Genomic DNA, 16,110 nt, shown 5'->3' on the forward strand with positions numbered 1-16,110 from the left:
TTAATTAAATTATCCGGCTGTTGATTCTTTTTGCTGATGGTAGAAAATCAGCAAGGGGTATAAAATTTGAGGAACTCTTTGCTTGAACCGACGTTTGATTCTATGCGTCTATTTCAAATTCTTGCCAGTATTGATGTACTTGCTTAATGGTTTTCAGAAAGGTTTCGCAAACAAGCCGTGTATTTACCCGAGTTTTATTGCACAAAATGCGGCTTCTCACTAACCTGTAACAACACTTATTTCCTGTTGAACGGAATCGTTACTCTGTTGATACTAACACCAATCCATTCAACGCCCGATTCATTAACGCAACTGGAAACAGTTTACTTTCTGTAAGCGTTGGCGTACACTGCTTGCGATATACAATGGCTTCTGCGCATGCCGCAGCGTTCTGCGTAGCAAGCCTTGCTACACCTTAAACAAAACACGTTTCATATAAACTGAAAAATCTATTGGAAATCATGAAACAAGCAATTCTGTTCTTTCTGTACTTGTTCAGCGTACAGCTCCTTTTTTCGCAAACACCGCACGATGTTATCCTGCTGCTCAACATTGGCCAATCCAACGTCGTGGGCAGGGCTCAGGATGATTTGGCAAACGAAGTACCGCCTACGCCCGGCACCTGGTGGTACAAGCAAAGTACCAACAGTTTGGAGTCGCTTATTGAAAGCGTCGGCGAGGGCCTTTCGCAAGCTACTGCCTACAGCATGAATCCCATGTTGGGAAAGCGATTAAAAGAATTAACCGGGCACGATGTCATTATTGTGCCAGCCGGCGTGGGAAACACTTTTATTGTTAGTTGGCTTAAGTCATCGAATTATTATTATACCCGAGCAAAACAAATGTGGCAAGCCGCACTTGCTTACTGTGCTTCTCAAAACATAACGGTGTCAGCAAAGTATGTCCACTGGCTGCAAGGCGAGAATGATGCAGGCTTTACCGAGACAGACGGTTATTACGTCATGCTGAATCAATTAGCCAGCGATCTGGTTTCGGATATGGGTGTCGAAAAAGTTTTTGCCACACGCATTGGTTACGATCCCAATTACACGGCCGCCACCAACAGCGAAAAAATCATGAAGGCGGAAAAGATCTTAAACTTCAACAACCCGAATTTTATTATGGACAGCTATTCGCCGCCTACGTACACGTTTGCCAACGGCAAGATGCTTTCCGATCAAACACATCACAGTTTGCTGGGCCTGAACCAGGATGCGCAAGACATTGCCACCGCCATAAATTATTACCGCAATACGGGGCAAAAAATTCAACTGGCAGAAAATGTTGCTGCGCTCCAAAATGTGACCTCAGGCTATATTAATCTTACTCCCAATTGGTCTTTTGATTTCAACAACAACATTAACGAAGCGGCAGGCAACGTATTACTGAACATGCAAACCAGAAGCGGAACGCCGATACCCGACCCATCCTACACATCCGACGGAGCAATTATCATTAGCCCTAACACCGGCCTTCTCACATCGCGGCCCTTTTCGTCCGACACTTTCACCATAGAAATAAGGCTAAAGATGAATGTCAACGAAGCCTGGACTACGGTGCTCGGCACAGGCGTTGGCGATCATTACAACAAGCTGACGCTTCATCATAACAACAGCACATCGGCGCTATACGTTGAGTTGGGCACTGCCAACGCGTACTATTCATGGGACTTGGGTAATACCGTAAACATGAGCAACTATCATACGTTTAAGTTTACGCAGACAAACGGAATATTAAAGTTCTATCTCGATGGTGTGCAAAGGGGTGATGAAAAAAATTCAACGGAGAGTTTTACCATGACGGTAATTGGCATGGGCGGCGGTACCGGCGGCCCCGATATGGATGGCGCAATTGATTTCTTCCGTATCAAAAACACCGTTGATAACTCGCCGCTGCCTGTAAAGTTTAAATCCTTTAAAGCAACCAACATCAAATGAAAAAGTTAGCAAGCATTCTTGTTTTGGCCGCGCTGTTTTCCTGTTCAAAGAAAGATTGGACCGGCGCAAAATCCGTCACGAATTACCTGATTAGAGTAGTGGCTGTGGACAATGACGGTGTTGAATCTTTCACATCGATCTCGCGGGTAAAATCAGGCAAGGTTGTCGTTGAGTTTGAAACCAGCGAAGCAGTCAATGTAAAGGAATACAAGGTTGAAGCATCATCCGACGGCAGCCATTTTACAAGCATAAAAACGATTGCCGCTGACATAAAGTTGCCAGACAAAATTTACAGAGACACCCTGGAGTTACAATAATGCGAAAGAAGATAAGCGGCCGTGATTCGTTTTTAGAAGATCAAACCTCCTAAAGGCTTGATCGTACATTAACGTGCCGCAATACTTTTCACCAGCAAGCTATTGAAAAGTATTGCGGCACGTTAAACTTATCGCTGTTTATTAGCCGGCTTGTTTGCGGCTCCTTATCCGCTTTAAGCCGTAAGCTGCTCCGCCTACCAATAAAATACTGAGACCGCCATCAAACGGTGCATCGGCTGTGCTGCTATTACCTGAACCTACGCTTCCAACTCCGGAACCGCCGCCGTTGTTTGGGTTCGTAGTTCTAAATTGATTGTTTCGACCAATTTGCTTATCAGCGTTTGGATCGCAAGAGAAGAGAAGAATGGCCACAAGAAGGCCAGGAAGAAGTGTTTTCATGATCATAAGTTTGGTGTGTATTCAACAGTATTTAAACAAAATAAATTGCCGGGCTTTGGCATTCAGGAAGGATAAGGGACGGTAGAACTTACTTCAATAAATCAACAATCATACCCAACAATGAGTCATTCTCTAATGAAAAAGTTTTAGTAGAAAGGCAGAGAAAAAAGCTAATAAACCAACGGAAGTTTTTCTACACGTTCCTTGTGTTTACTCCAAATCAAGAAAGCGAAAGAGAAAGATAGCACCAGCGCTTTTTCGAATGAGGCGTTCCCTACACATGTTGAGAAAGCGAAAAGCCCTTTGCTTACATAGATTCTATTGGCAATTATTATTGCAGGCAAATTTTAAGTAAGCAGATATAAACGAAGCTGCGTAATTCTACGCAAAGAACTGTGGTTTCTTTACGTTTCAGAAAGGGCGAATGTGCGCTTGTGGGGTTTTGGGGTGTGGAGTAGTTTTGCAGCAGAAGTTGATTGGTACGAAAACGTTATCAATCCCAAGATCCAAATCCTGCTGAAAGCCGCAGTGTCCAACAATCCTGAAAAAACCAAAAATCCAATATCAGTCAACTTCTTTTTTATCCACTCCTGTTGAAAGCCGTTGCTAACCGGTCCCAAATCCTAAGAAAGCCAAAACACATCCAACTCCTGTTTGAAAACCGATCCAATCCTTTGAGAGGCTAAGGCGTCCGTACTGTCCGATGAAAACAACGCATTCAAAGAAAACAAACGCCTTAGACATAATACGAAAACGTCCCTCCAAAAAAGAGGGACGTTTTTGTTTCTCTGAATTTCATTGGTGAATAAAACAAAGGCCGCAAGAATTTTCTTGCGGCCTTTGTGGACCCTGAGGGACTTGAACCCCCGGCCCTCTGATTATGAGTCAGACGCTCTAACCAACTGAGCTAAGGGTCCGAAATTTTTAAAACAATCCGCTAAAAAAGCGGGGAGCAAAAATAGGGAAACGACCTTATTAATCTTTCACTTCTTCAAAATCAATGTACTCGCCCAAGGTGCTTTTTTTCTTGTCCGTATTGTTCTTTGGCTGGTTGTTTTGCGATGCCTGCTGGCCCTGTTGCCCGCGCATTTGTTCGTTCATATCCCGGAACTTTTGCTTTACCTGCCGCGTGGTTTTATAAACAGGAATTATAAAATCAAACACCAGTTTAAAAATGAGGTAGGCCACAAAAGTGAAGAAAAGAAAACTTAAAATCATAGCACTTCAAAGGTAAAGGCGCCCAAACAATCAATTTGAATTTGGACGGTATTTAACGTTTGCCTTACCTTTGGCACGGCAAAGAAATTTAGAAGGGAACGAACGGCGTTCCCTTCTTCTTTTACAACAGGACAATGGAAACAGTATTGGACGCAATCACGCAAAAGGTAAACAGTCTTCTGGAAACCAACCCTTCGCACTTTTTGGTGGACATACGCATCAAGCCAACCAACAACATTAAGGTGTTTGTTGATGCCGATGAAGGCATTATGCTTTCAACGCTCATTGGTTACAACCGAAAACTTTACAAGATTTTGGAGGAAAGCGGCTTGTTTCCAGGCGGTGACTTTTCGCTGGAAGTTTCGTCTCCCGGCCTTGACGAACCGCTTAAGAAACAGCGCCAATACAAAAAGAACGCGGGCCGCTACGTACAGGTTACAAAGAATGACGGCGGCATTGTTGAAGGAAAATTGATAGAGGCAACCGAAGACGGCATTGTTGTAGAAACCGAAACCGGCAAAGGCAAAAAAAAAGAAGTAAAGCAGGAAACCATTTTGTTCAGCGATATAAAAACAACAAAAATTCAAGTTAAGTTTTGAGAAAGCGGTGCGTTATCAGCCACAAACTGAAAGCAAGCAACAAAATCTCAAAGCCGAAATCGTAAATCTGAAATTACCATGGCCAGTATCAACCTGATAGAAGCATTCCAGGAGTTTAAGGATGCCGAAAACATTGACCGCCCCACGCTCATGCGTGTGGTAGAGGATGTATTTAAAACCCTCATCCGCAAAAAATACGGCAGCGACGAAACCTTCGATGTGATTGTGAACGCCGAAAAAGGCGACCTTGAAATTTTTCGCCGGCGCAACATTGTGGACGATGACGATGTCTATAATACGCTTGAAGAAATTGAAGTGTCGGAGGCCCGGAAAATTTCGCCCGACTACGAAGTAGGCGAAGAACTGTATGAAGAAGTGAACCTTGAGGACTTTGGCCGCCGCGCTATCTTAGCTGCAAAGCAAACCCTTGCCAGCCGCATCTCCGATTTAAAAAAGAACGTGCTTGCCAAAAAATACGGCGACCGCATCGGCGAAATTATTTCGGCTGAAGTGTACCAGGTTTGGAAAAAAGAAATCCTGCTGCTCGACGAAGAAGGCAACGAACTGATTCTGCCGAAGAGCGAACAAATACCGCAGGATTATTTTAAGAAAGGCGAGAACATTCGGGCGGTGGTGAAAAAGGTGGACATGAAAAATAATACGCCGGTAATCATCCTTTCCCGTACTTCGCCTGATTTTCTGGCAAAGCTTTTGGAAATAGAGGTGCCGGAGATTTTCGACGGGCTGATCGTGATCAAAAAAATCGTTCGCGAACCGGGAGAAAGAGCCAAAGTAGCCGTTGAATCCTATGATGACCGCATTGATCCGGTAGGCGCTTGCGTGGGCATGAAAGGAAGCCGCATTCACGGCATCGTTCGCGAATTGAAAAACGAGAACATTGACGTTATTAACTGGACCAGCAATACGCAGCTTCTGATACAACGTTCTCTCACGCCGGCCAAGATTACTTCGATGGAACTAAACAACGAAGAACACCACGCCAACGTTTACCTAAAGCCCGACCAGGTTTCCCTGGCCATTGGCCGCCGCGGTGTAAACATTAAACTGGCTTGCGAATTGACAGGCTACAACCTTGATGTTTACCGCGACAACGAAGGCGAGGTGGAAGAGTTTGATATTGACCTGGAAGAATTCAGCGATGAAATTGAAAGCTGGGTGATTGACGAGCTGAAGCGCATCGGTTGCGACACGGCCCGCAGCGTATTGAGTCTGACCGCTGAAGAACTGGAACGCAGAACCGACCTGGAAAAAGAAACCATTGCCGATGTACGCAAAGTGCTTCAGGCAGAATTTGAAAAAGAATAAGGTGATGGGTGACGAGTAATCAGTGATGCGTTTTGCCAGCGGCAAAGTCTTCACGAAACTCTGGCCTCATTCCTGTTCATTCGTTCTTAACAAACAGAAAATTTTAAACCGAATAGATGACGGATGAAAAAGGCGGCGACTTTTAATTGAACGGTTATCGCTGATTATTCATCACTCATCGCTCATCAAATCGAATGGCAGAAATTACAACAACACCGCGTCTCATGGCCGCCGCCAAAGAATTTAACATCGGTAAGGACACACTGGTGGATTTTTTGGCGGGCAAAGGATTTGACAAGGACGAACTAAAACCTACCGCAAAGCTCACCGAAGAAATGTACCGGGCATTGCAGGCCGAGTTTCAGAGCGACAAGGTGGCCAAAATGAAGGCTGTCCAGATTGACCTGCCAAAAGGCGCCGTTGCCGAGGCAAAAAAGAAACGCGACGAAGAAGAAATACTTCACTTCCGCAAGGAGGAAAAAAAGCCGGCTAAAAAAGAAGAGCCGGCGGCGCCAGCTCCTGTTGAGGAACCGAAGCCTGAGCCGGTGCAGGAAATTGTCCCGCCTCCTCCGGTTGTAGCCGAAGCAGCGCCAGAAGTCGAAGAGCCAAAGCCTGAACCCGAACTCATTCGGCCCGAAGTGCCGGAAATTGAAGGCCTGAAGGTGGTTGACAAAATTGACCTCTCCACTATTGATTCGTCTACCCGCCCGAAAAAAGGCGTGAAGAAAGCGAAGGCAGAATCCGAGCCGGTCGTTGAAGTACCGGCAGAGGAAAAAGTCGTTGTTGCCGAAACACCTGTTATTGAAGCAGAGCCTGAAGTAGAAGCACCCGTTGCACAAATACAGGAGGAAACAAAAGAAGAAGAACCGGTTATCGAAAATATCAAAGCCGAAAAATTGGAAGGCCCGAAAATTTTAGGCAAGATAGAATTGCCGGTAGAAACGGATACACGCCCGGTAAGGGGCGACGAAAAGAGAAAACGCAAGCGCATCCCCATTGAAAAGAAAGAAGTGCGGCCCACACAGGGACAACAGCAGCAAGGGCAGGGCGGAGGCGGACGGTTTACGCCGCAAAAAGCAGCGCCGGGACAGGCCGGTGGCCTTAACCGTGGCGGTCAACAAGCCGGTGGCGGCGGACGCTTTACACCCACACGCCGCGGCGATCGAAGGGAAGTAAAAGAAATTGACGAGAAAGAAATTCAACGCAAAATCCAGGAAACACAAGCCAAGCTTTCGGGTGGCCGCGGTGGCAAATCAATTAAAGCCAAACGCCGCGATCGCCGCAACGAAATGGCCGAAGCCGATGGCTCAACCGAAGGCAACAAACTGCAGGTAACCGAGTTCATTTCGGTAAGCGAACTGGCAAACCTGATGGATGTTTCGTTTGCAGAAGTTATCAGCAAGTGTATGGGCCTTGGCATCATGGTGTCCATCAACCAGCGTTTGGACGCAGAGGTTATTGAACTGGTGGCCAGTGAATTCGGCTTTGACGTGGAATTCATTGACATGGAGAAGCAACTGGAAATGGAGGAAGAAATCGAAGAAGATGATGCCGAAGACCTTCAGTCGCGTTCACCCATCGTTACCATCATGGGTCACGTTGACCACGGTAAAACATCCTTGCTCGACTACATCCGCAAAGCCAACGTGGTGGCGGGTGAAGCGGGCGGCATCACGCAACACATCGGCGCTTACCAGGTAAATCTTCCCAACGGCAAAGACATTACTTTCCTTGATACGCCGGGTCACGAAGCCTTTACGGCCATGCGTGCCCGCGGTGCAAAAATTACCGACATCGCGGTAATTGTGATTGCCGCCGATGATGCCATCATGCCGCAAACACGAGAGGCCATCAGCCACGCACAGGCGGCCAATGTGCCTATGATTTTTGCCGTCAACAAGATTGACAAGGACGGCGCTAATCCGCAAAAAATTTACGAGCAGTTGGCGGGCATGAACATCTTGGTAGAAGCCTGGGGCGGTAAATTCCAGAACCAGGAAATCTCTGCCAAGCAAGGCTTAAACGTTGATCTGTTACTTGAAAAAATATTGCTTGAAGCCGAATTGCTTGACCTGAAAGCAAACCCCGACCGCGAAGCGACGGGATCTATCATTGAAGCCTCGCTAGACAAAGGCCGCGGTTACGTTACCACTATTTTGGTGCAGAACGGTACACTGCAAACCGGCGATCTTGTGGTATCCGGCCAGCATTACGGCCGTGTGAAAGCCATGTTTAACGAACGCAACAAACGGATAGACGAAGCCGGTCCTTCGGCGCCAGCCGTTATCCTTGGTTTGAACGGTGCTCCACAGGCGGGTGAAAAGTTCAAAGTATACCACGACGAAGCCGAAGCGAAAGACATCGCCAACCGCCGTGCACAAATTCTGCGTGAGCAGGGCATGAGAGCCAAGAAGCACATCACGTTGGATGAAATTGGCCGTCGTTTGGCGCTCGGAAACTTCAAGGAATTGAAAGTTATCATTAAGGGTGACGTGGACGGTTCGGTAGAAGCCCTGAGCGACTCTTTGCAAAAGCAATCCACGGAAGAAATTCTAGTAAGTGTGATTCACAAAGGCGTAGGCCAGATTAACGAAAGCGACGTGGTTTTGGCTGAAGCATCCGACGCCATCATCATCGGTTTCAATGTTCGGCCTTCCTTGCAGGCAAATCGTTTGGCCGACAACGCCGGTATTCAAATCAAAACCTACTCCATTATCTACAACGCCATCGAAGAAATCCGCTCGGCAATGGAAGGCATGTTGGAACCGAAGACGCAGGAGAAGATCATCGGCAACGTCGAGATCAGGGAAGTCTTCAAGTTTGACAAAGCCACCGTAGCCGGCTGCCAGGTGATTGACGGACGCATCAAGCGTGACAGCAAGATCCGCCTCATTCGCGACGGTATTGTTGTGTACCCAACCGCCGAAGGTGCGCATGCCGAATTGGGTTCACTCAAGCGTTACAAAGACGACGTGAAAGATGTGATATCGGGTATGGAGTGCGGTCTCACGGTCAAAAATTACAACGACATCAAAGTGGGCGATGTGATTGAAGCGTACGAAGAAGAAGAAGTGAAGCGAACGCTCTGATAAATTAAAATTTAAAGCAAAGTCAAAAGAGTGCTTAAAACAAAGAGCCGCTCTTTTGACTTTTTCTTTTCCATCTGCACGCTACAAACTTTTGTTAATACAAAACTTACCACAGGCGACGGCTAAGGCAGCCGTTAAATTTGTTACCGTTATGAAACGACTTTTGCTTTTCGTCTTTTGCCTTTTGACTTTTTACTTTTCGCAGGCGCAGCCGCAAAAAGTAGTGGCCGATAAAATCATTGCTGTCGTTGGCGACCGCATCATCCTGAAATCCGACATCTCCAACACCATTGCCGACATGGCCCGCCAGGGAGCACAGGTGCCGGAAAACGCCAATTGCGCCGTGCTTGACCAGGCTTTGGTTTCAAAGGTTTTGATGATGCAGGCGATGAAAGATTCGTTGCCGGTTTCGGACGATGAAATTGAAGCAGAATTGGACCAACGTGTTCGCTATTTTGTAAACCAGTATGGCAGTAAGGAAACGGTAGAACAAATGGCCGGCAAAAGTATTTACCAGATTAAAGACGATGCCCGCGAATCGGTAAAAGAAAACAAACTGGCCCAGGCCATGCAGCGCAAAATTGTGGACGGCGTGAAAGTAACACCCGCCGAAGTGCAGGCGTATTTTAACCGCATTCCTAAAGACACGCTTCCTTTTTTTGAAGCCGAATACCAGATTGGCCAGATCATCATTTATCCCAAAGCATCCCGCGAAATGGAAACTTACGTAGTAAGTGAGCTGATGAACTACAAGCGTCAGGTTGAGGCCAAAACGGCTTCGTTCGAGTCCTTGGCCAAACGTTATTCTGAAGATCCGGGTTCAAAGGAGAGAGGCGGACAATACCAAATTAACCGCCAGGACAAAACCTGGGATCCCGCCTTTGTAAACGCCGCTTTTCGGTTGAAAGAAGGGCAAATCTCCAACCCGTTTAAATCGAAATTTGGTTATCACATTGTTCAATTGGTTTCGCGCAACGGCGACGAAGCCACCGTGCGCCACATTTTGCGCATACCGCCGGTAAACGAAGAAGAAATTGCCGAAGCCACCACAAAACTTGATTCTGTGCGCAAACTGCTGGTAGAAGGCAAGATGGATTTTAATACCGCTGGCGGAAAATTCAGCGACGATGAAGCGGCAAAATTCGCCGGTCCTTACTTGCTTAACCGCCGCGGCGAAACGCTGGTAACGATTGATGAAATGGACAAATCGGTCGTAAGCCTGTTGGACAAATTAAAGATCGGTGAGTACTCGCAGCCGATGCCCTATACCGACGAACAAGCCAGCAAAAAAGGCGTGCGTCTTCTTTACCTGAAATCGAAGTCGGAACCGCACCGCATGAACATGCGCGACGATTATAACCGCATTGCTTCAGCGGCACTGGAAGAAAAAAAGTTTAAGACCCTCGACAAGTGGCTCACGACGCACATCAACACGTATTACATTATGCTTGACCCCGAGGAAGGCGCCTGCCCGCAATTGAAAAAATGGGCCGATGCGGCAAAAGCTTACGCAGCGCATTGATGACAATGAGTGACGGGTTTGTGCTTTGCGCAGAGTTTTTTTGCCTTGCAAATGACTTCAAAATTTAGGGCACTACTCGTCATTCGTTACTCGTCACTTATTCAATAATATCACTTAGCGAAACGACACGTTGGGTGAAATCATTTCTTTTTTGCGGCGGCCGTATTATATTAGCCGTTATTTCCTGCAATCAAATATCCATGAAATCCGCTACCGCCTTCTCCAATGGGCCCCTTCAGCGCCTTGTACTTGAAAACCTCTCCGATATTATCGTTTCTACCGACCTGGAATTCCGTATACAATCCTGGAACCACGTTGCGGAAGAATTTTACGGCATACCATCAGCCAAGGCAATCGGAAAGCAGTTAAAAGATTTGGTGTCTCTTTCCTATCGTTGTGTTACCCGCAAAGAAGCAATTGAAGCATTGCGGACGAAAAAAAAGTGGCAGGGCGAAGTTTCTTTTCCGAGCCCCACTGGCGAAACCTGCTATTTTTTGCACACGGTGAAATACATAACGGATGAAGACGGCCGGGAGATTGGAATTTTGGCTGTAGGACGTAACATCACCGATCAAAAAAAGGCCGAAGAAAAATTGGCAAAGAGCGAACAATTTTACCGTGCGCTGATTGCCAATTCTCTGGAGGTTATCCTGCTGCTGAACGCCGCCGGCGAAATTACTTTTTCATCTCCCTCCGTTAAAGATTTGCTCGGGTACGAGGTGCACGAAGCAATGGGAACGAACGGCTTCGGCTACATTCATCCCGATGATTTGGCCTGGGCCATCCAATCCTTTGAGAAAGAGATTGAAGAATCTCCCGAAATAAAATTCATCATCATCCGGCTTCGAAAAAAAAGCGGCGAATGGTTGTGGTGCATGGTTCGCGGACACAACCTGCTAAAGGCGCCGCAGCTACAATCAATTGCCATTTACATACACGATGACACACCCCGCAAATTGGCAACCGATGCGCTGAAAGAAAGCGAAAAGCGCTTTCGGAAACTGATGCACGAGCTGCAGACCGGCGTACTGCTGATGGACGCGGAAGGAAAAATTGTGATGGTGAACAATGAAGCTGCACGCATTTTTGAACTAACAGAAGCGCAAATGGTTGGCTACAAAGCACCCGAACTTTGCGCCGATGCCATCCACGAAGACGGCCGGCCTTTTCTATTAAGCGAACGCCCCATCTTTATGGCCGTTCAAACAAGATACCGCGTGAAAGATGTGGTAATGGGCATTTGGAACAAAAGAAGGAAAGAACGCCGCTGGCTTCTTATTAACGCCGATCCTATAGAAGACAGCGACGGCCGCCTGCAAAGTGTCATCTCCACCTTTACCGACATTACCGAACGAAAAAAATTAGAACGGAAAAGCATTGCCGAAAAAATTGCCTACCAGCGGCAGATAGCGCAGGCTACGATCGACGGCCAGGAAAAAGAGCGCATTGAAATGGGCCGCGAACTGCACGACAATGTGGGCCAGCAACTCACCAGTATCAAGCTGTTTTTAGACCTCGCCAAAACCTCGGCCAATGACGAAACGCGAAAGTTGCTGGAGACGGCGCTGAAAAGCGTTTCGAACGTAATTGATGAAGTGCGTTTTATGTCACGGTCGCTGGTGCCGCCTACGCTAAAGGACTTGGGCCTTGTAGAATCTGTGAACGATCTTATAGAATCTTTGCGCACCACGCAGCCACTTCTTGGTTTTGAACTAACCTATACCGATCTTGACGAAGACCATCTGCCCGAAAACAAAAAGCTGGCACTTTTCCGCATCGTACAGGAACAACTGAACAACGTGTTAAAATATGCCAGGGCGCAAAACGTAGCCATTGCCTTGTGCTGCAGCAGCGGCCAGATTTTGCTGGAAATAAAAGACGACGGCCTTGGCTTTGACCTCGGCAACGTTCGCCGGGGTCTGGGGCTTTCCAACATCATCAACCGTTCGGAACTTTTGGGTGGACGTGTTGAGATCAACACCGCGCCAGGCAAAGGTTGTTCGGTAAAGGTTTGGTTGCCGCATTCGGCAATGAGCGTGGCCGAATAAAGGTTGGAGGTTGGAAGTTGGAGGTTAAGCGCTAACTTCCGAAACAAAGCTGCTTATGGCAACGATTACAAAATTTGAAGAACTGGAAATTTGGCAGATGGCGCGAGAGCAGGCAAAGGATATTTTCTGGCTGACGCAAAACGGTTCTTTTACAAAAGATTTTGAATTAAAAGACCAAATTAATCGTTCAGCCGGTTCTGTGATGGACAATATCGCCGAGGGCTTCGACCGGCATACAGCCAAAGATTTCTCCCATTTTCTGGCGATTTCAAAAGGTTCAAACGCTGAACTGCGTTCGCAGCTTTACCGTGCCTTCGACCGGCAGCATATTGACGAGGCAATCCTAACATCCAGACTTTCGACGTCCGAAACTATCGGAAACAAAACAATGGCTTTTATAAAATATCTCTATCAATCCCAATTTAAAACCAAACCACTTTCCGCAAAAGAATAGTACTGCAAGGAACTTCCAACTTCCAACGTCCAACCTTCAACATTCCTTAGCTTTGCGCCCTCATGAGCGACGCCATTAAACACGAGTGCGGTCTTGCCTTTCTTCGTTTGCGCAAACCCTTTGCACATTACCAGCAGAAATACGGTTCGGTACTTTGGGGCTTAAACAAGCTTTACCTGTTGATGGAAAAGCAACACAACCGCGGACAGGACGGTGCGGGAGTAGCGGCCGTAAAACTGAACGTTGAGCCAGGCTATCCTTTTCTCTCCCGCATCCGCAGCAACGAGCCGCAGCCCATTGCCGATATCTTTAAACAACTGGGCGAGGAATTCAACGAGCTGCAAAAGTTTAACACGGAAATCAGTCATTATCCCGGCCTCATGAAAGGCCATCTTTCGTTTTTAGGGGAGTTGCTACTGGGGCATTTGCGGTACGGCACGCAAGGAAAGAACAACGTGGAATTCTGCCATCCTTTTATCAAGCGCCACACCATTCCGGCAAGAAACCTGGCGCTTGCCGGCAACTTTAACCTTGTCAATACCGACGAACTTTTTGAATTGGTGAACATGGATCCCGGCCCCTTTCAAAAGCAAAGCGACTTAGCGGCCATGATGGAAGTTATTCATCATTTTTTGGTGAAGGCCGACGAAGCGTCTCCGGGTTCGCTCGACATCGTTTCCGTTTTGAAAAAAGCCCTGCCGCTTTTCGACGGCGGTTTTCACGTAGGCGGTATAACGGGCAATGGGATTGGCTTTGTCTTTCGCGACGCACACGGCATCCGCCCTTCTTATTATTACACGGACGAAGACGTGGTGGTGGCGGCATCGGAACGTGCGGCCATTCGCACAACTTTTAACGTGGGCGAGAATGAAGTACAGGAGTTGCTGCCCGGACAAGCACTGGTTGTAGCGGAAAACGGTGAGGTGAAAATTGAACAAGTGCTGGAACCAAAAGCACGCAAAGCCTGTTCCTTTGAACGCATTTATTTTTCACGCGGTTCGGATGAAAAAATTTATCGCGAACGCAGCCAGCTTGGCTACAATTTAAGCAAGCAAGTGCTGGACGCGGTGAATTATGATTTAAAGAACACCATCTTTTCGTTTATTCCCAACACGGCTGAAGTTGCGTTTTACGGCCTTACAAAAGGTTGCGAAGATTACCTGAACAAAATCAAGCTCGAACGCATTTTGTCCTGGGGCAACAACGTTGATCCGGCAAAGCTGGAAGAAATGATCAAGCGCCGTGTGCGCATGGAAAAAATTGCCATCAAGGACGTAAAGATGCGCACCTTCATTACCGAAGACGTGAACCGCAACGAGATGGTGCAACACGTGTATGACATTACTTACGGCACCGTGCGCAAAGACGTGGACACGCTGGTGGTGATTGACGATTCCATCGTTCGCGGCACAACGCTGAAAGAAAGCATCATCCGCATGTTGTCGCGCCTTCATCCCAAGCGCATCATCATTGTTTCGTCGGCTCCGCAAATCCGCTATCCCGATTGTTACGGAATTGACATGAGCAAGATGGGGGACTTTATTGCCTTTAATGCAGCCGTTGAATTGTTGAAGGAAAGAGGCAAAGAATGTTTGTTAAAAGAACTTCACGAGCAATGCAAAGAGCTTCACCGCAACAATCAATTACACACGGTGAACGTAGTAAAACAGATTTATAAATCCTTCACCAACGACGAGATTACGAAGAAGATTGCCGAACTGATTACACCGCCTGGCCTGACCGTTCCGGTGGATGTAATTTACCAAACCATCGAATCGCTTCACGAAGCCTGCCCCAACAATTTGGGCGATTGGTATTTCACCGGAAATTATCCCACACCCGGCGGCAACCGCGTGGTGAACAAGGCCTTTATGAATTACATGGAAGGCAAGAACACGAGAGGGTACTGAGGACGATATTGGGATATCGCGATATTGCCGGGACGAAAATCATTGGGTTGAGGCGATGCCCCAACGTTTGACAACTTTGTTAAGGATTCGCTCTTCCTGGCCTTTCCATTTCTTTCTTCATTTTCATCGAAATATCCCAACATCCCAATATCTCAATAGCTCAATTTCCCGTAGGTTTGCACGCCTTTCTCTTGCAGATTGGCAGTTTTGGTTACAAATTGAAGCAAGCCAAAACCTCAAATCTGAAATCTCAAATTTAAAATTGACATGTCTGTTATTGTTGTGGGCACCATGGCTTTCGACGCCATTGAAACGCCTTTTGGAAAAACGGAAAAAATCGTCGGCGGGTCGGCTACTTATGTTGCGTATGCCGCGTCTAATTTTTTAAAGCCTGTGCAGCAGGTATCCATTGTGGGTTATGATTTTCCGGGAGAAGAAATGGACGAATTGAAAAGCCGCGGCGTGCAGTTGGACGGCGTCGAAATCGTCAAAGACAAAAAATCCTTTTTCTGGAGCGGCCGTTACCACATGGACATGAACACACGCGACACGTTGATAACGGACCTGAACGTGCTGGCCGATTTCAACCCGCAAATTCCCGAAAGCTATCAAGGTGCAGAGTTTTTGATGCTGGGCAACCTGATGCCCAAATTGCAAAAAAGCGTGATTGAACAATTGCGCGAACGGCCTAAACTGATTGTGCTGGACACGATGAACTTTTGGATGGAAACGGCGCTTGATGATTTGAAAGAAGTATTGAAAATGGTGGACGTGCTGATGGTGAACGATGCCGAAGCAAGAGAATTGAGCCACGAATTTTCGCTGGTGAAAGCCGCAAAAAAAATCCTTTTGATGGGGCCTAAATACCTCATCATCAAAAAAGGCGAGCACGGTGCTTTGCTTTTTCACGGCGACGAAGTGTTTTATGCGCCGGCGCTTCCACTGGAAGACGTGTTTGACCCTACTGGTGCCGGCGACACCTTTGCCGGCGGCTTCATTGGTCACTTGGCCCGCACCAAAGACGTATCGTTCGAAAACATGAAAACGGCCATCATTGTAGGCTCTGCGCTTGCAAGTTTTTGTGTTGAAAAATTTGGTCCCGAGCGCATGAGGGAAATTACCAAAGATGACATTGACAAACGCCTGATGCAGTTTCAGGAATTGGTAAGTTTTGACATTGAGTTAGTTTGATCTGCACCACGGTGTTTAAACTGTGGTTTAGGGAGATTAAACGGATTGAAGAAGAAAACAAAAGAGCCGCTCAGCACTGAACGGCTCTTTTGTTTTGAAG

General features: G+C 47.1%; 12 protein-coding genes and 1 tRNA gene. 10 read left to right on the forward strand and 3 right to left on the reverse strand.

Annotation, left to right across the window (positions count from 1 at the left end; genetic code table 11):
• The first annotated feature begins 461 nt into the window (after positions 1–461).
• Together FSB75_RS17535 and FSB75_RS17540 are read left to right on the forward strand one after the other, a co-directional pair.
• Positions 462–1,937, forward strand: a complete 1,476-nt coding sequence (locus FSB75_RS17535; protein WP_146790149.1) for a LamG-like jellyroll fold domain-containing protein — start codon at positions 462–464, stop codon at positions 1,935–1,937.
• Positions 1,934–2,254: a hypothetical protein gene (locus FSB75_RS17540; protein WP_146790151.1), complete on the forward strand. Its 321-nt coding sequence runs from the start codon at positions 1,934–1,936 to the stop codon at positions 2,252–2,254. The genes FSB75_RS17535 and FSB75_RS17540 overlap by 4 nt, the downstream gene beginning before the upstream one ends.
• Before the next feature lie 141 nt (positions 2,255–2,395).
• Here the strand turns inward: FSB75_RS17540 and FSB75_RS17545 are convergent, their stop codons facing one another.
• From FSB75_RS17545 to FSB75_RS17555, 3 genes are all read right to left on the reverse strand, one after another.
• Positions 2,396–2,653: a PID-CTERM protein-sorting domain-containing protein gene (locus FSB75_RS17545; RefSeq protein ID WP_146790153.1), complete on the reverse strand. Its 258-nt coding sequence runs from the start codon at positions 2,651–2,653 to the stop codon at positions 2,396–2,398.
• 843 nt (positions 2,654–3,496) lie between these two features.
• Positions 3,497–3,570: transfer RNA gene (locus tag FSB75_RS17550), tRNA-Ile, on the reverse strand.
• Positions 3,571–3,628: 58 nt separating this feature from the next.
• Positions 3,629–3,871 carry a hypothetical protein gene (locus tag FSB75_RS17555; protein WP_146790155.1) on the reverse strand — a complete coding sequence of 81 codons (243 nt, stop codon included), beginning with the start codon at positions 3,869–3,871 and terminating at the stop codon, positions 3,629–3,631.
• Between the two features lie 134 nt (positions 3,872–4,005).
• Here FSB75_RS17555 and FSB75_RS17560 point away from each other — a divergent pair, with 134 nt between their 5' ends.
• From FSB75_RS17560 to FSB75_RS17595, 8 genes are all read left to right on the forward strand, one after another.
• Positions 4,006–4,470, forward strand: coding sequence for a ribosome maturation factor RimP (locus FSB75_RS17560; RefSeq protein ID WP_146790157.1), 465 nt, complete (start codon positions 4,006–4,008; stop codon positions 4,468–4,470).
• Positions 4,471–4,548: 78 nt separating this feature from the next.
• Entirely contained in the window at positions 4,549–5,796 is a 1,248-nt protein-coding gene (gene nusA / locus FSB75_RS17565) for a transcription termination factor NusA (RefSeq protein ID WP_146790159.1), read from the forward strand.
• A gap of 194 nt (positions 5,797–5,990) precedes the next feature.
• Positions 5,991–8,885 carry a translation initiation factor IF-2 gene (gene infB / locus FSB75_RS17570; RefSeq protein WP_227990626.1) on the forward strand — a complete coding sequence of 965 codons (2,895 nt, stop codon included), beginning with the start codon at positions 5,991–5,993 and terminating at the stop codon, positions 8,883–8,885.
• A 151-nt stretch (positions 8,886–9,036) separates the two neighbouring features.
• Positions 9,037–10,407: a peptidylprolyl isomerase gene (locus FSB75_RS17575; protein WP_146790161.1), complete on the forward strand. Its 1,371-nt coding sequence runs from the start codon at positions 9,037–9,039 to the stop codon at positions 10,405–10,407.
• Between the two features lie 200 nt (positions 10,408–10,607).
• Positions 10,608–12,455 carry a PAS domain-containing sensor histidine kinase gene (locus FSB75_RS17580; RefSeq protein ID WP_146790163.1) on the forward strand — a complete coding sequence of 616 codons (1,848 nt, stop codon included), beginning with the start codon at positions 10,608–10,610 and terminating at the stop codon, positions 12,453–12,455.
• A gap of 55 nt (positions 12,456–12,510) precedes the next feature.
• Positions 12,511–12,909: a four helix bundle protein gene (locus FSB75_RS17585; RefSeq protein WP_146790165.1), complete on the forward strand. Its 399-nt coding sequence runs from the start codon at positions 12,511–12,513 to the stop codon at positions 12,907–12,909.
• A 62-nt stretch (positions 12,910–12,971) separates the two neighbouring features.
• Positions 12,972–14,819: an amidophosphoribosyltransferase gene (locus FSB75_RS17590; protein WP_146790167.1), complete on the forward strand. Its 1,848-nt coding sequence runs from the start codon at positions 12,972–12,974 to the stop codon at positions 14,817–14,819.
• 267 nt (positions 14,820–15,086) lie between these two features.
• Positions 15,087–16,010 carry a PfkB family carbohydrate kinase gene (locus FSB75_RS17595; RefSeq protein WP_146790169.1) on the forward strand — a complete coding sequence of 308 codons (924 nt, stop codon included), beginning with the start codon at positions 15,087–15,089 and terminating at the stop codon, positions 16,008–16,010.
• The last annotated feature ends 100 nt before the right edge of the window (positions 16,011–16,110 follow it).

Source organism: Flavisolibacter ginsenosidimutans, assembly GCF_007970805.1.
In the GTDB taxonomy this organism is placed as follows: domain Bacteria; phylum Bacteroidota; class Bacteroidia; order Chitinophagales; family Chitinophagaceae; genus Flavisolibacter; species Flavisolibacter ginsenosidimutans.